Source organism: Nakamurella lactea DSM 19367 (genome assembly GCF_000426645.1).
GTDB classification, from domain to species: Bacteria; Actinomycetota; Actinomycetes; order Mycobacteriales; family Nakamurellaceae; genus Nakamurella; species Nakamurella lactea.
The window spans coordinates 317,985-332,997 of record NZ_KE384549.1 but is presented as its reverse complement, the minus strand read 5'-3'; the positions used below and the strand labels follow the sequence as shown (position 1 = coordinate 332,997).

12 protein-coding genes are annotated in these 15,013 nt (G+C 68.7%); 4 read left to right on the top strand and 8 right to left on the bottom strand.

Annotated elements, in window-relative coordinates; all coding sequences use genetic code 11:
- Positions 1 to 26 precede the first annotated feature (26 nt).
- The 3 genes from K340_RS0122400 to K340_RS0122390 all read right to left on the bottom strand — a co-directional run bounded on the left by K340_RS0122400 (position 27) and on the right by K340_RS0122390 (position 3,507).
- A complete protein-coding gene (locus K340_RS0122400) occupies positions 27 to 1,187 on the bottom strand; it encodes a dihydrodipicolinate synthase family protein (RefSeq protein ID WP_029138337.1) in 1,161 nt (386 codons plus the stop codon).
- Positions 1,187 to 2,347: a Gfo/Idh/MocA family protein gene (locus K340_RS0122395; RefSeq protein ID WP_029138336.1), complete on the bottom strand. Its 1,161-nt coding sequence runs from the start codon at positions 2,345 to 2,347 to the stop codon at positions 1,187 to 1,189. Before K340_RS0122395 ends, K340_RS0122400 begins: the two co-directional genes overlap by 1 nt.
- A gap of 89 nt (positions 2,348 to 2,436) precedes the next feature.
- Complete coding sequence (locus K340_RS0122390) at positions 2,437 to 3,507, bottom strand: amidohydrolase family protein (protein ID WP_051267234.1); 1,071 nt, start codon at positions 3,505 to 3,507, stop codon at positions 2,437 to 2,439.
- Between the two features lie 58 nt (positions 3,508 to 3,565).
- Between K340_RS0122390 and K340_RS0122385 the strand changes: the two genes are divergently transcribed.
- Genes K340_RS0122385 through aroE form a run of 4 tightly spaced genes read left to right on the top strand, consistent with a single transcriptional unit; the run spans position 3,566 to position 7,645 of the window.
- A complete protein-coding gene (locus tag K340_RS0122385) occupies positions 3,566 to 4,360 on the top strand; it encodes an SDR family NAD(P)-dependent oxidoreductase (protein ID WP_161632164.1) in 795 nt (264 codons plus the stop codon).
- Between the two features lie 10 nt (positions 4,361 to 4,370).
- Entirely contained in the window at positions 4,371 to 5,987 is a 1,617-nt protein-coding gene (locus tag K340_RS32460) for an acyl CoA:acetate/3-ketoacid CoA transferase (RefSeq protein ID WP_084614846.1), read from the top strand.
- Positions 5,984 to 6,757: an enoyl-CoA hydratase/isomerase family protein gene (locus tag K340_RS0122375; protein ID WP_029138333.1), complete on the top strand. Its 774-nt coding sequence runs from the start codon at positions 5,984 to 5,986 to the stop codon at positions 6,755 to 6,757. Before K340_RS32460 ends, K340_RS0122375 begins: the two co-directional genes overlap by 4 nt.
- A gap of 39 nt (positions 6,758 to 6,796) precedes the next feature.
- Positions 6,797 to 7,645 (top strand): shikimate dehydrogenase, encoded by an 849-nt coding sequence (aroE, locus tag K340_RS0122370; protein WP_029138332.1) that lies wholly within the window; start codon positions 6,797 to 6,799, stop codon positions 7,643 to 7,645.
- Between the two features lie 92 nt (positions 7,646 to 7,737).
- On the opposite strand, the gene K340_RS32455 is transcribed toward aroE, so the two are convergent.
- The 5 genes from K340_RS32455 to K340_RS0122345 form a co-directional block, all read right to left on the bottom strand.
- Complete coding sequence (locus K340_RS32455; RefSeq protein WP_161632163.1) at positions 7,738 to 10,371, bottom strand: M14 family metallopeptidase; 2,634 nt, start codon at positions 10,369 to 10,371, stop codon at positions 7,738 to 7,740.
- Positions 10,372 to 10,446: 75 nt separating this feature from the next.
- A complete protein-coding gene (locus tag K340_RS32450; RefSeq protein WP_211229585.1) occupies positions 10,447 to 12,099 on the bottom strand; it encodes an amidase in 1,653 nt (550 codons plus the stop codon).
- Positions 12,096 to 12,401 carry a hypothetical protein gene (locus K340_RS0122355; protein WP_029138331.1) on the bottom strand — a complete coding sequence of 102 codons (306 nt, stop codon included), beginning with the start codon at positions 12,399 to 12,401 and terminating at the stop codon, positions 12,096 to 12,098. Before K340_RS0122355 ends, K340_RS32450 begins: the two co-directional genes overlap by 4 nt.
- A 270-nt stretch (positions 12,402 to 12,671) precedes the next feature.
- Entirely contained in the window at positions 12,672 to 13,637 is a 966-nt protein-coding gene (locus tag K340_RS0122350) for a TAXI family TRAP transporter solute-binding subunit (RefSeq protein WP_029138330.1), read from the bottom strand.
- Positions 13,634 to 15,013 (bottom strand): sensor histidine kinase, encoded by a 1,380-nt coding sequence (locus K340_RS0122345; RefSeq protein ID WP_029138329.1) that lies wholly within the window; start codon positions 15,011 to 15,013, stop codon positions 13,634 to 13,636. The genes K340_RS0122350 and K340_RS0122345 overlap by 4 nt, the downstream gene beginning before the upstream one ends.

Sequence of the window (15,013 nt, the reverse complement as noted above, 5' to 3'; positions counted from 1 at the left end):
GGTCCTCTCTCATGGTTGGCACCGGGTCAGGGTTGGTCGATACCGGCCAGCGTCAGCACCGGCCGCATGCGGGCGACCGCCAAATCCTGGTCCACCAAGAGGCCGGCCTCATCGGCAAGCCGGAACACCTCGGCCAGGTGCAGAATGGACCTGGCGCTCTCCTGGCCCGCGATCATCCGGAAGTGCCGCTGTCGGCCGGTCAGGTAGGCCAGGAACACGATGCCCGTCTTGTAGTGGTAGGTCGGTGCCTCGAACAGCGTGCGGGACAACGTCACCGTCGGGGCCAGCAGCGCATCGAAGCGCTCGCCGTCGCCGCTGTCCAGCGCGGCGAACGCGGCGGCCGCCACCGGCGCGATCGCGTCGAAGATGCCCAACAAGGCGTCGCTGTGGCCGTGCTCGTCCCCCCGGATCAGCTCCGGATAGTGGAAGTCGTCGCCGGTGTACAGCCGGACGCCGGGCGGCAGCCGGCGGCGCAGGGCCAGCTCGGCGTCGACGTCGAGCAACGAGATCTTCACCCCGTCGACCTTCTCCGCGTTGTCCTCGATGATCCGGACCAGCGAGTCCGTCGCGCCCTTGACCGTCGCGCTCCCCCAGTAACCGGCCAGCGCCGGATCGAACGCCGGACCCAACCAGTGCAGGATCGCCGGTCTGTGCAGCCGCTGCAGCACATGCGAGTAGACATCGTGGTAATCGCCGGGTCCGGCCGCCGCAACCGCCAGCTGCCGACTGGCCATCAGCACCACCTGACCGCCGCCGCCCTCGATCAATTCGCACTGCGCGAGGTAGGCGTCGGTGATCTGCCGCAGCGAGATGCCCCCGGTTGCCAGGGCATCGGTGGCAGCGCCGCAGGCGATCGCGGCGCCGCGGTCCGCGGCCGCCGCCAGCGATCGACGGATCAGCTCGGCGACCGCCGCCGGTGGCAGCCCCATCCCGCGCTGCGCCGTGTCCATCGCATCGGCGACACCGAAGCCCAGGTCCCACAGGTGGTGCCGGAAGGCCAACGTCGCGTCCCAGTCGACCGTCAGCCACGGTTCGGTGCTCAGCGGATCGGCCACCACGTGTGCCGCCGCGAAGACCTTCCGGCTCTGCGGCGGTGCGGCGTTGGTGAGCGCCGACGGCGGGTCCGGTCGCAGCGAATAGGTCCGGGTCCCGCGGCCGCCGATCGGCAGGATCAGCTGCGCAGCCATCAGGGTGTCGGCAGGGTGAGTTCGGGGATGTCGACCCAGCGACGTTCCGCCGACGACTGCAGCGCGAGTTCGGCCAGCTGCACGCCCTTGGCACCCTCCAGCAGGGTCCAGCGGAACGGCTCGTCGGCGACGACGTGCCGCAGGAACATCTCCCACTCGACCCGGAACGCGTTCGGGAACTCGGTGTTGTCCGGCACCTGCGACCAGCCGGCCCGGAAGTCGATCGGATTCGGCACGTCCGGATTCCACACCGGCATCGGGGTGTTCGCCCGGCTCTGCACCCGGCAGTCGCGCAGTCCGACGATCGCACTGCCCAACGTGCCGTCCAGCTGCCACTCGCCGATCTCGTCCCGATACGGCCGGGTCGCCCAGGAGGTGGTGAACTGGGCCAGCACCCCGTTGTCGAAGGAGAACATGCCGTAGGCGGCATCCTCACCGGTCGCCCGGTACGGCTCGCCGCGTTCGTCCCAGCGCTGCGGGATGTGCGTCTCGTGATGGCACAGCACGGATTTCACCGGGCCGATGATGTTGTCCAGCAGGTACCGCCAGTGCGGGTACATGTCCAGCACCACGCCCCCGCCGTCCTCGGCGCGATAGTTCCAGGACGGCCGGTTGATCGGCTGCCAGTCGCCTTCGAACACCCAGTAGCCGAAGTTGAGCCGGAAGCTGAGCAGCTCGCCGAAGAACCCCCCGTCGATCAGCCGCTTGAGCTTCACCATCCCGGGCAGGAAGAGCTTGTCCTGCACCACGCCGTTCTTCACCCCGGCGTCGGTGGCCAGCCTGGCCAGCTCCAGCGCGCCGGCCAGGTCGGTGGCCGTCGGCTTCTCACAGTAGATGGCCTTGCCGGCCGCGATCGCCTTGCTGACGTTGCCGACCCGCTGATCGGTCGACGTGGAGTCGAAGAAGACCGTGTCCGCCTCGTTCTCCAGCGCCCGGTCCAGATCCGTTGTCCACCGCTCGACGTGGTACTCGTCGGCCAGCGCCCGCAGCTTGCTCTCGTTGCGGCCGACCAGGATCGGATCGGGCACGATCACCCGACCGTCCCCGAGGTCGATGCCGCCGGAGTCCCGGATGGCCGCGATCGAACGGGCCAGATGTTGCCGGGTGCCCATCCGCCCGGTGATGCCGTTCATGATGATGCCGACCGGGATCTGCTCCATGGCGCGGTACCTTTCGCAGCTGAACTGGAAGCGCTTTCAGTATTCCTATCGCGGCGCCGCGCCCGGTGTCAAGGGTTTGCGGGCCGGAGTCAGTGCCGGACGTCCGCCAGCAGCCGACGGGCAGTACCGCCGACCAGCGCCGCCCGGTCGGCCGCCGCAAGCGCGGGGAGCGCGTCGACAGACGCCAGCGGGTCAGGGCAACCGGTCTCGAACGGATAGTCACTGCCGAGCAGTACCCGGCCGGGGCCGGCGAACTCCAACAACCAGCCAAGACTGCGCGTCGAATGGGTGAGCGAGTCGAAGTACAACCGGTCCAGCCCGGCCGTGACGGTGGCGCCGCGCCCCGGACGGCCGTCGAGTTCGGCCATCGCCGCGAGCCGGCCGGCCAGATACGGCAGCACTCCGCCGCCGTGCACCGCACACAGCCGCAGCTCCGGCAACCGGTCCAGCAAGCCGTCGAGCAGCAACCGGCCGACGGCGACGGCCGTCTCGGCCGGGTTCCCGACGATGTCGCCCAGCCGATCCGATTGGGCGCCGCCGAACGGCCGGAACGGATGCAGCAGCACAACAGCCCGGCGCGCGGACGCGGCCTGCCAGAACGGTTCCAGCGAGGCGTCGTCCAGCCGCAGGCCGGGCAGCGAGGTGGCGATCTCCACGCCGGCCAGGCCAAGGTCGAGGCAGCGGTGCAACTCGGCGACGGCGCCGTCCGGGTCGGTCAGCGGGACCATGCCAAGGCCCTCGAACCGGCCGGCCGAGTCGGCGACCTCCGCCGCCAACGATTCGTTGATGGCGGCGGCGTACCACCGGCCAGCCTGTCCGCTCATCCCGACCGGCGTCAGCTCCATCCACGGCGAGAGCAGCTGGCAGCCGATGCCGGCCCGGTCCATCGCCACCGTCCGCCGGTCGGCGCCTTCGCCGTTGGCCGTCAGCAGCGCCGGCGGGATCGGCGGGCTGACCCGGCCGGCGACCGACACCGCGATGCCGGCATCCATCTGGAGCACCTCGACCTCCCGGCGCCGACCGGCGGCGCGCAGCGCCGCAAGCGCCAGGCCCGGCACCGCATGAGCGTGCACGTCGATCGGTACCGGCCCGGCAGGGATCGGCCGCTCGGCGCCGGACCGTTGGGCATCGGGAGCCGGATTCCTTGCGCTGTGCACCATGGTGTGACACTGTAGCTCTCATTCTGGAAGCGCTTTCTAAAGACGGAGGCTTTCCGTGGTGACCAGCTCTTCAGCCGCCACCCGGGCGACGCACCCGAGCCCGGCCGCGCTGGCCGACCGGGTGGTCCTGGTGACCGGCGCCGGCCGCGGCATCGGCCGTTCGATCGCCGTCGCCGCCGCCCAGGCCGGCGCGCACGTGGCGATCGGCCGCCATCGACAACCCGACGACGTCGACGAGACGGTGGAGACCATCCGGTCGCTCGGTCGCGAGGTGGACGTATTCGTCGCCGACGTCTCGCAGGCCTCCGAGGTTCGCGACCTGGTGGCTCGGGCGCATCGCCGGTTCGGCCGGATCGACGGGCTGGTGAACAACGCCGGGATCATGCCGTCCACGCCGTTCCTGGAGATCTCCGACGAGGAATGGGATCTGGTGATGCGCACCGACCTGTACTCGATGTTCTGGGCCAGCAAGGCGGTGATCCCGCTGATGCTGCCGGCCGGCGGCGGCTCGATCGTCAACATCGCCTCACGCCTCGGTCAGATCGGCTGGGCCGACGTCGCGCACTACGCCTCGGCCAAGGCCGGCGTGATTGCACTGTCCAAGTCGATCTCCCGGGCCTTCGGCCAGCAGGGGATCCGGGCCAACACGGTTGCCCCCGGCGTCACCAACACCGCGATGGGGCGGTCGGTGATGGACGGCGAGGTCGGACGCAAGCGGATGGCCGAGCTGCCGCTGGGCCGGTTCGGCGAGCCCGAAGAGGTTGCCGCAGCGGTGATCTTCCTGCTGTCCGATGCCGCCGCCCTGTTCTTGGGTCAGACCCTGAGCCCGAACAGCGGCGGGCTGATGCCGTGAGGTGGTCGTCATGCAACTACTGGAGGTAGCAGCGGCGGTCCGGTTGCTGCGGAACGCCGACACGGTGTGGTTCGGCGGCTCCGGCGCCGGGCATGCCGTCCCGCAAAGGTTCATCGACGAGCTGGCCGCCGAGTTCGCCGCGCACGGCAGTCCACGCGATCTCACCACGGTGCGGGTGGTGGGGATCGGCGACTTCGGCGACCGCGGATTCTCCCAACTGGCGTTGCCGGGACTGGCCAGACGGACCATCGGCAGCAATATCGGCAACGAGCCAGCGCTGGGGGAGCTGGTGGCGGCCAACAAGATCGAGTCGTACTCGTTCCCGCAGGGGGTGCTCTCGGCGTTGTGCCGGGAGATCGCGGCCGGCCGCCCCGGTCTGCTCACCCACGTGGGTCTGGGTACCTACGTCGATCCACGGCAGACCGGTGGGCGGCAGAACGACATCACCACCGAGGAACTGGTCCAGGTGGTCGAGCTGGCCGGCAGCCAGTGGTTGTTCTTCCCCCGGCTGCCGGTCGACGTCGCGGTGATCCGGGCCAGCACCGCCGACGAGGACGGCAACCTGAGCATGGAGCGCGAAGCGGTGCAGGCCGAATCGTTGGCGATGGCGATGGCCGCGCACAACAGCGGCGGCATCGTCATCGCCCAGGTCGGCCGGCTGGCCGCGTCGGGATCGCTGCGGCCGCAGGACGTCCGCGTCCCGGGAGCGCTGGTCGATTACGTGTTCGTCGACCCGGACCAGCGACAGACCTACGCCACCGAGTACTCGCCGTTCTATGCCGGTGCGCTGCGTGCGCCGGCGGCCGGCGCGGCACCGGTGCCGCTGACGGTGCGCAAGGTGATCGCCCGCCGCTCGCTGTTGGAGTTCCGGCCCGGCGACATCTGCAACCTCGGCTTCGGCATCAGCCAGGAGATCGGCGCGCTGGCCGCCGAGGAAGGCGTGGCGGACCGGCTGACGCTGACCGTCGAGCAGGGGATCTTCGGTGGGGTACCGGCTTCCGGCGGTGATGGTGGCGCCGGCGTCAACTTTCAGGCGATGATCGACCAGCCCTACATGTTCGACTTCTACGACGGTGGCGGACTCGACATCGCCAGCCTGTCGTTCGCCGAAGTGGACGCCAACGGCAACGTGAACGTGCACGCGTTCACCGGGCGGGTCCGCGGACCCGGCGGCTTCCTGAACATCAGTGCCCGGACCGGTCGGATCTGCTTTGTCGGAGCGTTCACCGCCGGAGGGCTGGACATCGGGCTCGACGACGGAACGCTGCAGATCAGGCAGGAGGGCCGAATGCCCAAGTTCGTCCCGCAGGTGCGGGAGATCAGCTTCAACGGACAGCTCGCCCGGCAACGCGGACAGCAGGTGCGGTACGTGACCGAACGGGCGGTCTTCGCCCTCGACGACGGCGGACTGACCCTGATCGAGATCGCCGACGGCGTCGACCTGGAACGCGACGTACTGGCCCACATGGGCTTTCGGCCGCACATCGCCGATGATCTGCGGCCGATGGACCCGCGGATCTTCCGGCCGGGGACGATGGGGCTGGCCGCGGAGTTCGTCCCCGGACCCGAACCGGCCGGTCACCGATCGGCCGACCTCGGCCCCGTCGACGGCGGGGGCCGACGATGAGCACCCTGATCGGTCTGCAGGTCGGCCGGCGCACCGAGATCGAGCTGCGCAACCCGCCGATGAACCTGGTCAGTCGCGAGCTGACCGTGCAGTTGCGCGCCGCCCTCACCGAGATCGCCCGCTCCCCCGACGTACGCGCTGTCATCGTCCACGGCCAGGGCGAGCGCGCCTTCTGCGCGGGGTCGGACGTCAAGGAGTTCGAGCAGCTGCACGGCCGGGTCGCCGAACAGAAGCTGTTGCTGGAGAAGCTGGTTTACCGGCAGCTGGCTCGGCTGCCGGTGCCGACCATCGCGGCGATCGAGGGACATGCCCTCGGCGGCGGACTCGAGCTGGCGCTGTGCTGCGACCTGCGGGTGGCCGGTTCCGGCGCCACCCTCGGCGTGCCCGAGCTCACCCTCGGCGTTACCCCCGGAAGCGGTGGTACCCAACGGCTCCCCCGGGTCGTCGGCCCTGCCAGGGCGAAGGAGCTGATCCTGCTCGGCGAGCTGATCGACGCCACCGCCGCCGAGCGGATCGGGCTGGTGAACCGGGTGGTGCCGGCCGGTGGAGCGTTGGCCGAGGCCAGACGGATGGCCGATCTGATCGCCACCCGCGGGCCGGTCGCGGTCCGCGCCGCGAAGAAGCTGGTCGATCTTGCTGCCGATCACAGCGTTGACGACGGGCTGGCCCTGGAGTTGGACGCCTCGGAAGCGGTGTTCGCCAGTCAGGACATGCTCGAAGGAGCCACCGCGTTCCTGCAGAAGCGGCCGGCGGAGTTCCACGGGCGTTGACAGGTGCCGGATCGTCCGGCTCAGCGAGGAGAACCCCGCATGAACCAGGTATTCCTGTTCGGCAATCCGTTGCGCCGACAGCACTCCGCCGTGATGCACAACGCCGCGTTCGATGCGTTCGACGTCGACGCCAGGTACGCGCTGGCGGAGGTCTCCGAGGACGAACTGCGCGCGTTGGTCCCCTGTGCCCGGAACCGACACTGGCTGGGATTTCAGATCACCGCCCCGTACAAGCAGACGGTGATGACGCTGTTGGACGAGGTGCAGGAGTCGGCTCGGCAGATCGGCGCGGTGAACAGCGTCGAGGTGACCGCCGGTGGACGACTGGTCGGCTTCAACACCGACACCACTGGCTTCGTCACCGCAGTGCGGCGCGAGCTGGGCATCGAGATCGCCGGCCGGCGGGTGGTGGTGGCCGGCACCGGCGGCGCCGCCCGGGCGGTGGTTCACGGGCTGTTGCGGGAGCACGCGGCTGCCGTCACCGTGGTGAGTCGGGACGCACGGAGCGGGATCGCGTTGGCGGCCGACTTCGCTGAGCTCGGGTCGATCGAGCCGATGTCACTTGACGACGAGCGGCTCGTCGACCGGCTCGCCGCCGCCGAGCTGTTCGTCAATGCAACGTCGGTCGGCATGCTCAGCCCCGGCCCGGTGATTCCGGTCGATCGGTTGTCCCCCACCGCCGGTGTGTTCGATCTCGTGTACGTCCCCAGGGAGACCGAACTGGTCAGGCAGGCCCGCGCCGCCGGGCTGACGGTCGCCAACGGAGCCGAGATGCTCATCGCCCAGGCCGCCGAGGCGTTCGTCCGCTGGACCGGCCGGCCGGACCCGAGCCAGGTGATGCGGAAGGCGGTCCGACCACTGCTCGACGACCCGGCGGCGGTGCCCTGACGCTCAGGCGTTCGACCCGGCATTGTCAGCCTCGACGGCCGGCGGGGCCGGCCCGTGTGGGCCGGCCCCGCCGGATCGTGGTGCAGGTTGGGTCAGGACAGGAACAGCGAGTTGAACAACAACTTGTAGGTGCCGTGGGCCTGTGCCCGGTGTTGCACGCTCATGCCGAGCAGAACCACGTCGCCCTTGCCCTGCGGGACACGGACCACGTCGGGTTGTCCGGCGATCAGGTCCTCGCCGAGCAACCAGCCGCTACGCAGCACGTCCGTCTTGGCGTACTTGACCGGAGTCTGGGATCCGGCCGGTGCCGCGTCGGTGAGCTGGAACGCCGGGCTGGTCGACGAGTAGATGTCAGCCTTGGCCGGCATTCCCCAGGTCAGCGGGTTGTTGACGTTGACCGTCGCGGAGACCACTGAACCCGGCGAGTAGTAGGCGCTCGAGGACACCCCGGCGGTCAGGTCCTTGACCGGCAGGCCGAAGGCCTTGATCGGCAGTTCGGCCGCGTCGTTGACGGTGATCAGCTTGCCGCCGTTGTCGACGAACGCCTTGAGATTGGCGACGCCGGCCTCGGTCATCCCGCCGGTGTAGGCGGCCGGGTAGGTGCCGGCCTTGATCCCGTTCAACATCGAGGAGTAGCTGGAGTCCGGCAGCACGATCACGTCGAACTTGCTGTTCAGATCACCGGCCCGCAACTGCTTGTCCTTGAGTGACTTGTACGGGAGCTTGAAATCCTCCAGCACGTAACGGGTCCAGCCCTCATCGGAATTGCCGCGGGCGCTCTGGTAGAGGCCGACCCGGGGCTGCGTGACGGCCACGGACTTCGCAGGGGCGGTGTCCACCCCGGCGACCGTCAGGCCCAGCTTCTTGGCCTGCGCCTTGACCCGGTTCTCGGCGCCCGAGCGGACCTGGACCAGGAAGGTACCGGCCGGCCATTCGCCGGCACTGGTCTCGATCGCGGCCTTGCTGCGGGTCACGGTTTCACCGGCCTTGAGCAGCGCGGTGACGGCGGTGAAGGCATCGTTCTGCCGCGGGTCGATGGCGAATGCGTACCCCGGCGTGCCGGTCGGCATCGTCGAGGTGGGCACCGACGCGACGTCGACCGGCGTCGAGTTCACCAGGAACGCCTGGTTCACCTTGTCCATGGTGACGCCCATCTGCATCGGCAGCGTCCAGCCGGCCATGTCGTACGGGCGCTCCGGCGATCCGTCGGGGTTACGACGGTCCGGGTAGATCTGCGGGTTCAGCAGATCGACCACGTTGGCCCGGTACGGCTGGGCCTCGCGGATGATGAAACTGCCTGCCGGGTAGGTCTTCCCACCGACGCTGAACGCGGACTTGGCCTGCTCGACCTCGACCTGGCCCTGCCGCAGCACGTTGATCATCTTGGTGGCGGTCGCGAAATCAGCCTGATCGGCCGGGATCACGTAAGCGGTGTTCCCGCCGGCCTTGATCGCCGCATCGCCCATCCGCCAGCTGCCGAGCAGCCAGTTCTCACGGTCGACGTCGGCCGTGTGCAGGTACGCCCACGCGGTGCTCTCGATGTAGGCGCAGCTGTCGGACAGGTGCCACCATCCGCCCTGGTACGGGCTCGGGTAGAACGCCGACGGCTCGGAAGTCGAAACTCCTTGGTAGGGGAACGTCTTCGGGAACTTCGTCGGATCCTCGTACTTCGGGGTCGCCGAGGCGTGCGCGGTCTCGGTGAGGATGCCGATCTGGTTGTGGAAGGCCGGCACCGACCGCAGGCCGCCGTTCCACCACTGGTCGTACTGCTGACGGGAGATCGCGCCGACCTTGCCCTCACGGTCCAGCCGCTGGGTCATCTGGTCGCCCACCGCGTTGATCCCGCGGATCACCTCGGCCGGGATGTTCGGGTTACTCGGATCCTTGAACGGCGGGACGAAGATCCGGGCCGGGTAGGCAGCCGTCTGGTGCGTGTTGTACACCAGCTGTGGGTACCAGCTCTTGAACAGCACGTCGCCCTGGTTCTTGGTCTCCTGCAGGTTGAACATGAACCAGTCGCGGTTGTCGTCGTGCCCGGAGTACTTCTGGTACAGACCCGGGTAGCTGGTGTCGGCGAACTTGGTGTTGATGTACTTCATGTACCAGTCGGAGATGTGCTCGGTGCCGTCCGGGTTGACGTTCGGCACGAACAGCGTGATCACGTTCTGCCGGATCGACTTCGCCTCGTCGCTCTCACTGGTCAGCAGGTCGTAGGCCAGCTGCGGGGCGGTCTGGGTCGGGGCCACCTCGGTGGAGTGGATGCCGAAGTCGATCCAGGCGATCGCCTTGCCTCCGGCGGCCAGGTCGGTGGCCTGCTGCTCGGTGAGTCCCTTTGCCTGGGAAAGCCTTTCGGAGATCTGCCGATACTTCTCGAGATTCTCGGGGGTCAGGTTCTCCGGGGCGGAGATCAGCCCCATGTACTGGTCGCGGCCTTCGGAGGTCTTACCGATATTGACCATCTTCATCCGGGACGAGGCATTGTCCAGCTGCTGGAAGTAGTTCGTCAGCTCGGTGTAGTTGGACAGCTTGTAATCCGTGCACGGCTTCCAACCCAGGACCGATTCCGGCGTCGGAACGCCGGCCTCGGGCGGGTCGGGGGTCGGTGCTGCGGCGCCGAGCAGCTCGACGCCAACCGGCGACCTGGCACCGGCCCCGGTGGGCATGGCGGCCAGCAACGCCACTGCCGTAGGAACGGCCACCAGGAGATTTCGTGTTCGTCGTTTCATCATCTTGCTCCAGCAGGTAGTCGGGAACCTTCAGGGGGTAGGGATTCCGCGGTGGACGATGAGGCAATCCATCGATCAGTTACTCGCAGCCAGTGCCTCCTCGGGGGTGAGTCGCGAAGCGGTGGACAGCGCACTCCGCGATCGGGGTTGCCCGGCGCTGTCGGGCAGGACCGGGTCGGCCGGTCTGGTGGTGTGCCAGTCGGTGACGGCCTGGTAGGCGGCCACCACCTCGAGCAGGCGGTCCTCTTCGTAGGGGGCGCCGCCGAGAATGGTGCCAACGGGTGTCCCGACCGGGCCGGTCGTGCCGTCGGAGGCGAACCCGATCGGGAAGCCGATCTCCGGCAGGCCGAGGATGTCGAAGGCGACCGGCCCGGTCTGCAGCACGACATCGGCCTGCGTCAGCATGCCGTCCAGCACCTCACGGAGCAGGTGATTCTTGGCCCGCTGCCCGGTGATCCACTCGTCCCCGGACAGCAGCACCCCCTGCAGCCAGCTCAACAGCGACACACCGAACAGTTGCGGATCGCTCTTCAGGTAGTCGAGGAACGGCTCGGTGCGTTCGCTGAGCCGGATCGCGTTGAAGGTGCCGGTGAGCAGGTCCCAGTCGTCCGGATAGCCGACCTCGACCAGCTCGGCATCGCCGATCGACGACAGTTGGTCGAGGAAGGCGCTGCGGATCGCGAGCGCGGGGCCGGTCACCGACAGGTAGTCCGGCGGCACACCGATCTTCGTCCGCCGCCGCAGCACGGTCCGCCCCTTCCGGCGCACCGGCAAGGCCGAGGTGATCAGCGCCGGGACATCGGGCAGGCCGAGGGTGCGGGGATCGGCGGCGTCCGGGCCGGCCATCACGGTCAGCATGATCGCCGCGTCGAGAGCGTCCCTGGCCAGCGGGCCGGAATGATCCCTGGTGTAGGACAACGGGATCACCCCGTGGACAGAGGTCCGTCCCATGGTCGGCTTGAGTCCGGTGAGATTCTGCTGGTTCGATGGCAGCACGATGCTGCCGCCGGTCTGGGTTCCGATCGATGACGTCGCCATCCGCCCGGCCACCGCCGTCGCCGGCCCGGTCGACGAACCGCCGGGGTCGACCGACGGGTCCGCCGGGGTCCACGCGTTCACCGTGGTGATCTCGCCGTTCGGCTTCGTTGCCCTGGTGGTCGCCAGCGGCCCCATCTGCCCCTTGCCCAGCATGATTCCACCGGCCGCCGCCAGCCGGGCGACCGAGGTGGCGTCGAAGTCAGGGACGAAGTCCTGGAAGATGAACGAGTTCGCGGTGGTGGGCACCCCGGCGGTGAAGTAGTTGTCCTTGATGCACAGGCCCACCCCGGACAGCGCCGGTCGGTGTTCGCGAGGCAGCCGATCGATCGCCCTGGCGCGGGATCGGGCCGCCGCCGCGGTCACCGAGTTGAAGGCCAGGTAGGTGTCGTCGAACCGGGAGATCCGGTCGAGTTGCGCCTCGATCAGCTCGGCGGCCGTCAGCCGGCGATTCCGGATGAGCGTGACCGCCTCCGCAATTGTGGCCTCGGTCGGGTCGTTGCGGGCGGCGTTGCGGACCGACACGTCCGGGATGCGCAGAGGCCGGCGGGACACCGGCTTGGGCGCGTTTGCCGCAGCCGCACCGGCGCCCGGACCAGGCGCTGCCGCGGCGACCGCCGGCTCGCCGAGCAGGCCGAGGGAGGCAGCGGCCGCGCCGGCCAGAAAGATTCGGCGGTTGACTGCGCGGCTCACTTCCGTACCGCCGGCGAAGTCCAGGCCTCGGTGATCGACGGATACTCCAGCGGCGGCGCGAGTTGCTGGGACGCCGCGACCGGATCGATCGCCGCGTCCGCCGATTCCGGGCGCCAACCGTTGATCTGCGGGAGCGTGCGGCGGGCGAACGAACGAAGGGAGGCCAGCGCCTGGACGGCCGTCGGCGACCCGGTCGCCGGATCTCGCTCGAGTGGCAGCAGCGACAGGTCGATACCCGAAAGCGCCAGCCGCGCCGAAATGTACGAATCCAGTTCTGCATCTGTCAGCGTGGGAAGAACCATGCTCGTGCCTCTCCGAAACTGAGCAATACCGAGTCGTTGCCGACAACGACCAGGACCGTTGTTCCGCCAATTCACTCTCCGCTGACGCGGAGATGGAATACCACCTGCGGAAATCTGCGCCTAATTTGAGCTTTCAACACCCGCGTTGAGCTTTCCGACTCTCCGGCAATGCCTACGGACGGTTAGCGCCGGCGCGCAGCGGCGGCGGCCGGAACTCGAACGGCGCAGACCCGCGGCGCGAGTTGGGTGGGGCCGGGTCGGTGCGACAGGTCAGTCGCGGGTGCTGCGGTAGTAGCGCAACGCACCGGGGTGAAGTTCGATCGGCGCCGTGTAGATGGCCCGCCCGATGTCCAGCTTGCCGATCGCCGACACCCTCTGGGCCATCTCGTCACGATGCCGGAACAGACCTTCGGTGAAGCCAAAGACCAGGTCTTCACTCATGTTTCGGGCGACGACCAGGTAGTTCGGCACCGCGATCGTGGTGATCTCCTCGGGAATGCCGTAGGTCCGAGCCGGCACCGTTGCGCTCCGGTAGGACAGTCCCGCGAGGGTCCGCATTCCGGCCGAGAGGCCACCGATGTCGATCAGCCGGATAGGGGTTGTCGCCGCGAGCTCGGTGACGCCGACCGTTGGCAGCCCACCGGACCAGAAGAATGCCTCCAGCCTGCCCTGACTCATCGCCAGGATGCACTCATTGATTCCCAGGTGCAGATTGTCGGCAGGATCGATGGACACAGCGGCGGTCTCCAATATGCGCCCGGCGATCAGTTCCGTCCCTGATCCTGGAGATCCGAGGGAAAGGCGATGCCCGGGAAGATCGGTGACGCTCCGGATTGGAGAATCGGCCGGGACCACCAAATGGATGAAGTCGTCATACAGCCGGGCAACGCCATCGAACGACACGGGTGCCGGGAAGTTTGCCCGGCCGGAAGCGGCATCCAGGGCCGCGTCGGCCGCGACGATCGCCAGATCGGCAGTACCTCGGGCGATTCGCTGCAGGTTGTCGACCGAGCCGGAGGTGGAACGGACTTCGATCGTCACCCCGCCCAGCTCGAACGCGAGGGCATTCGCCACCTCGATTCCGTAGGAGTAATAGACACCTTTGGTGTCGCCGGTCGCCAGGACGATCGGCCTGCTCGACCGCGGGCTGGGTCCGCAACCGGCCAGCAGCAATGCACCGGCACCGGCCAGCAACGTCCGTCTGCTCAAGCCCTCGCCGGGGGTCGACCGTCTCATTCGATCTCATCGTCTCTCGCGGGTAACCGAAGTTCCACCACCAGGCCACCGCCGACCGGCGATGCCATCTCCAGGGTTCCGCCGCAAACCCGGATGAAGGTGCTGGCGATGGCCAACCCCAGCCCGGATCCCGGCTGGTTCTGGTGTTGCGGGCTGCGCCAGAACCGGTCCGTTGCCACCGTCAACTCCCGCTCCGACATCCCCGGTCCATGGTCCCGCACCGACAGGCTCGCGTCATCCGCCTGCCGTGCTGCCGACACGGTGACCGTGCTGCCGGACGGGGCGAACTTCGAGGCGTTGTCCAGGACCGCGTCCAGCGCGAGCTCCACGGCCACGTCATCGGCGTCGGCCCATACCGACTCTGCGCCTGCGACTTCCAGCCGAACGCCCCGCTCGGCGGCCAGCGGCCGGAGCGCCCCGACCCGGTGCAATGCCAATTGAGCGATGTCGACAGGTCCGGTGACGAACTCCGAGTTCTCGCCCCTGGCGAGCATCAGCAGGGCATCGAGCAGCCGGGCCATTCGCAGGCCCTCCTCGCGGGCGGCCTCGTAGTGCGGCCGGGACTCGTCGTCGATCGTCATCCCGAGTTCCTCGACCTGCAGGAGCAGGGCGTTCAACGGGTTACGCAATTCGTGCGATGCGTTGGCGACGAATGCGCGCTGGTTCCTGATCGCCGTCTCCACCCTGGCCGCCATGTCGTTGAAGGCGACCACCAGATGTCGTAGCTCGGGCGGGCCGCTGCCCGGTGGCACCCTGGCCTGGATCTGACCGTCCCCAACCGCGGCGAGGGCCGTCGCCAGCACACCGACCGGGCGGATCGCCCATCGGGCGAGCCGATCCGCAACGATCACGGCGGCCGCGATGGTCAGCGCCACGCCGAGCGCCAGCAGCGACCACCTCCAAACGATCGCGCGACCCAATGCCGTGGTGTCCGACACGGTCACCACCGCCCCGATCACGTCGCTGCGGAAGCTGACCGGGGCGGACACGATCAACGGACGGGCGTCCCAGGGCCAGCGAAATCCGGCGGGCTCGCTGTGCTTGCCGGACAGTGCGGCCGCGACACTGTCGCCGACCCGCGCCTCGTCGAGGGTGATATTGCCGTTGCCCAGCCACATCTGACCGTCCTGCTTCACCACGGCGGCGCCGATCCGGTAGACCTCGCCGTATCGGTCGAGCTCGCTCTGCATGCCGGAAACCTCAGAGGACGCCACTGCCGCCGCGACGTCCGACCGGAAGCGGTTGACGTCGTCGAGCTGCTTCAGATACGCCTGCTGCGCCGTCGAGGCAGCGAAGTTGTGGGCGATCACCGCCCCGAGGGTGAGCAGAATGCAGGCGATGGGAGCGATCAGCAGCGCAACGATGCGGGTGCGCAC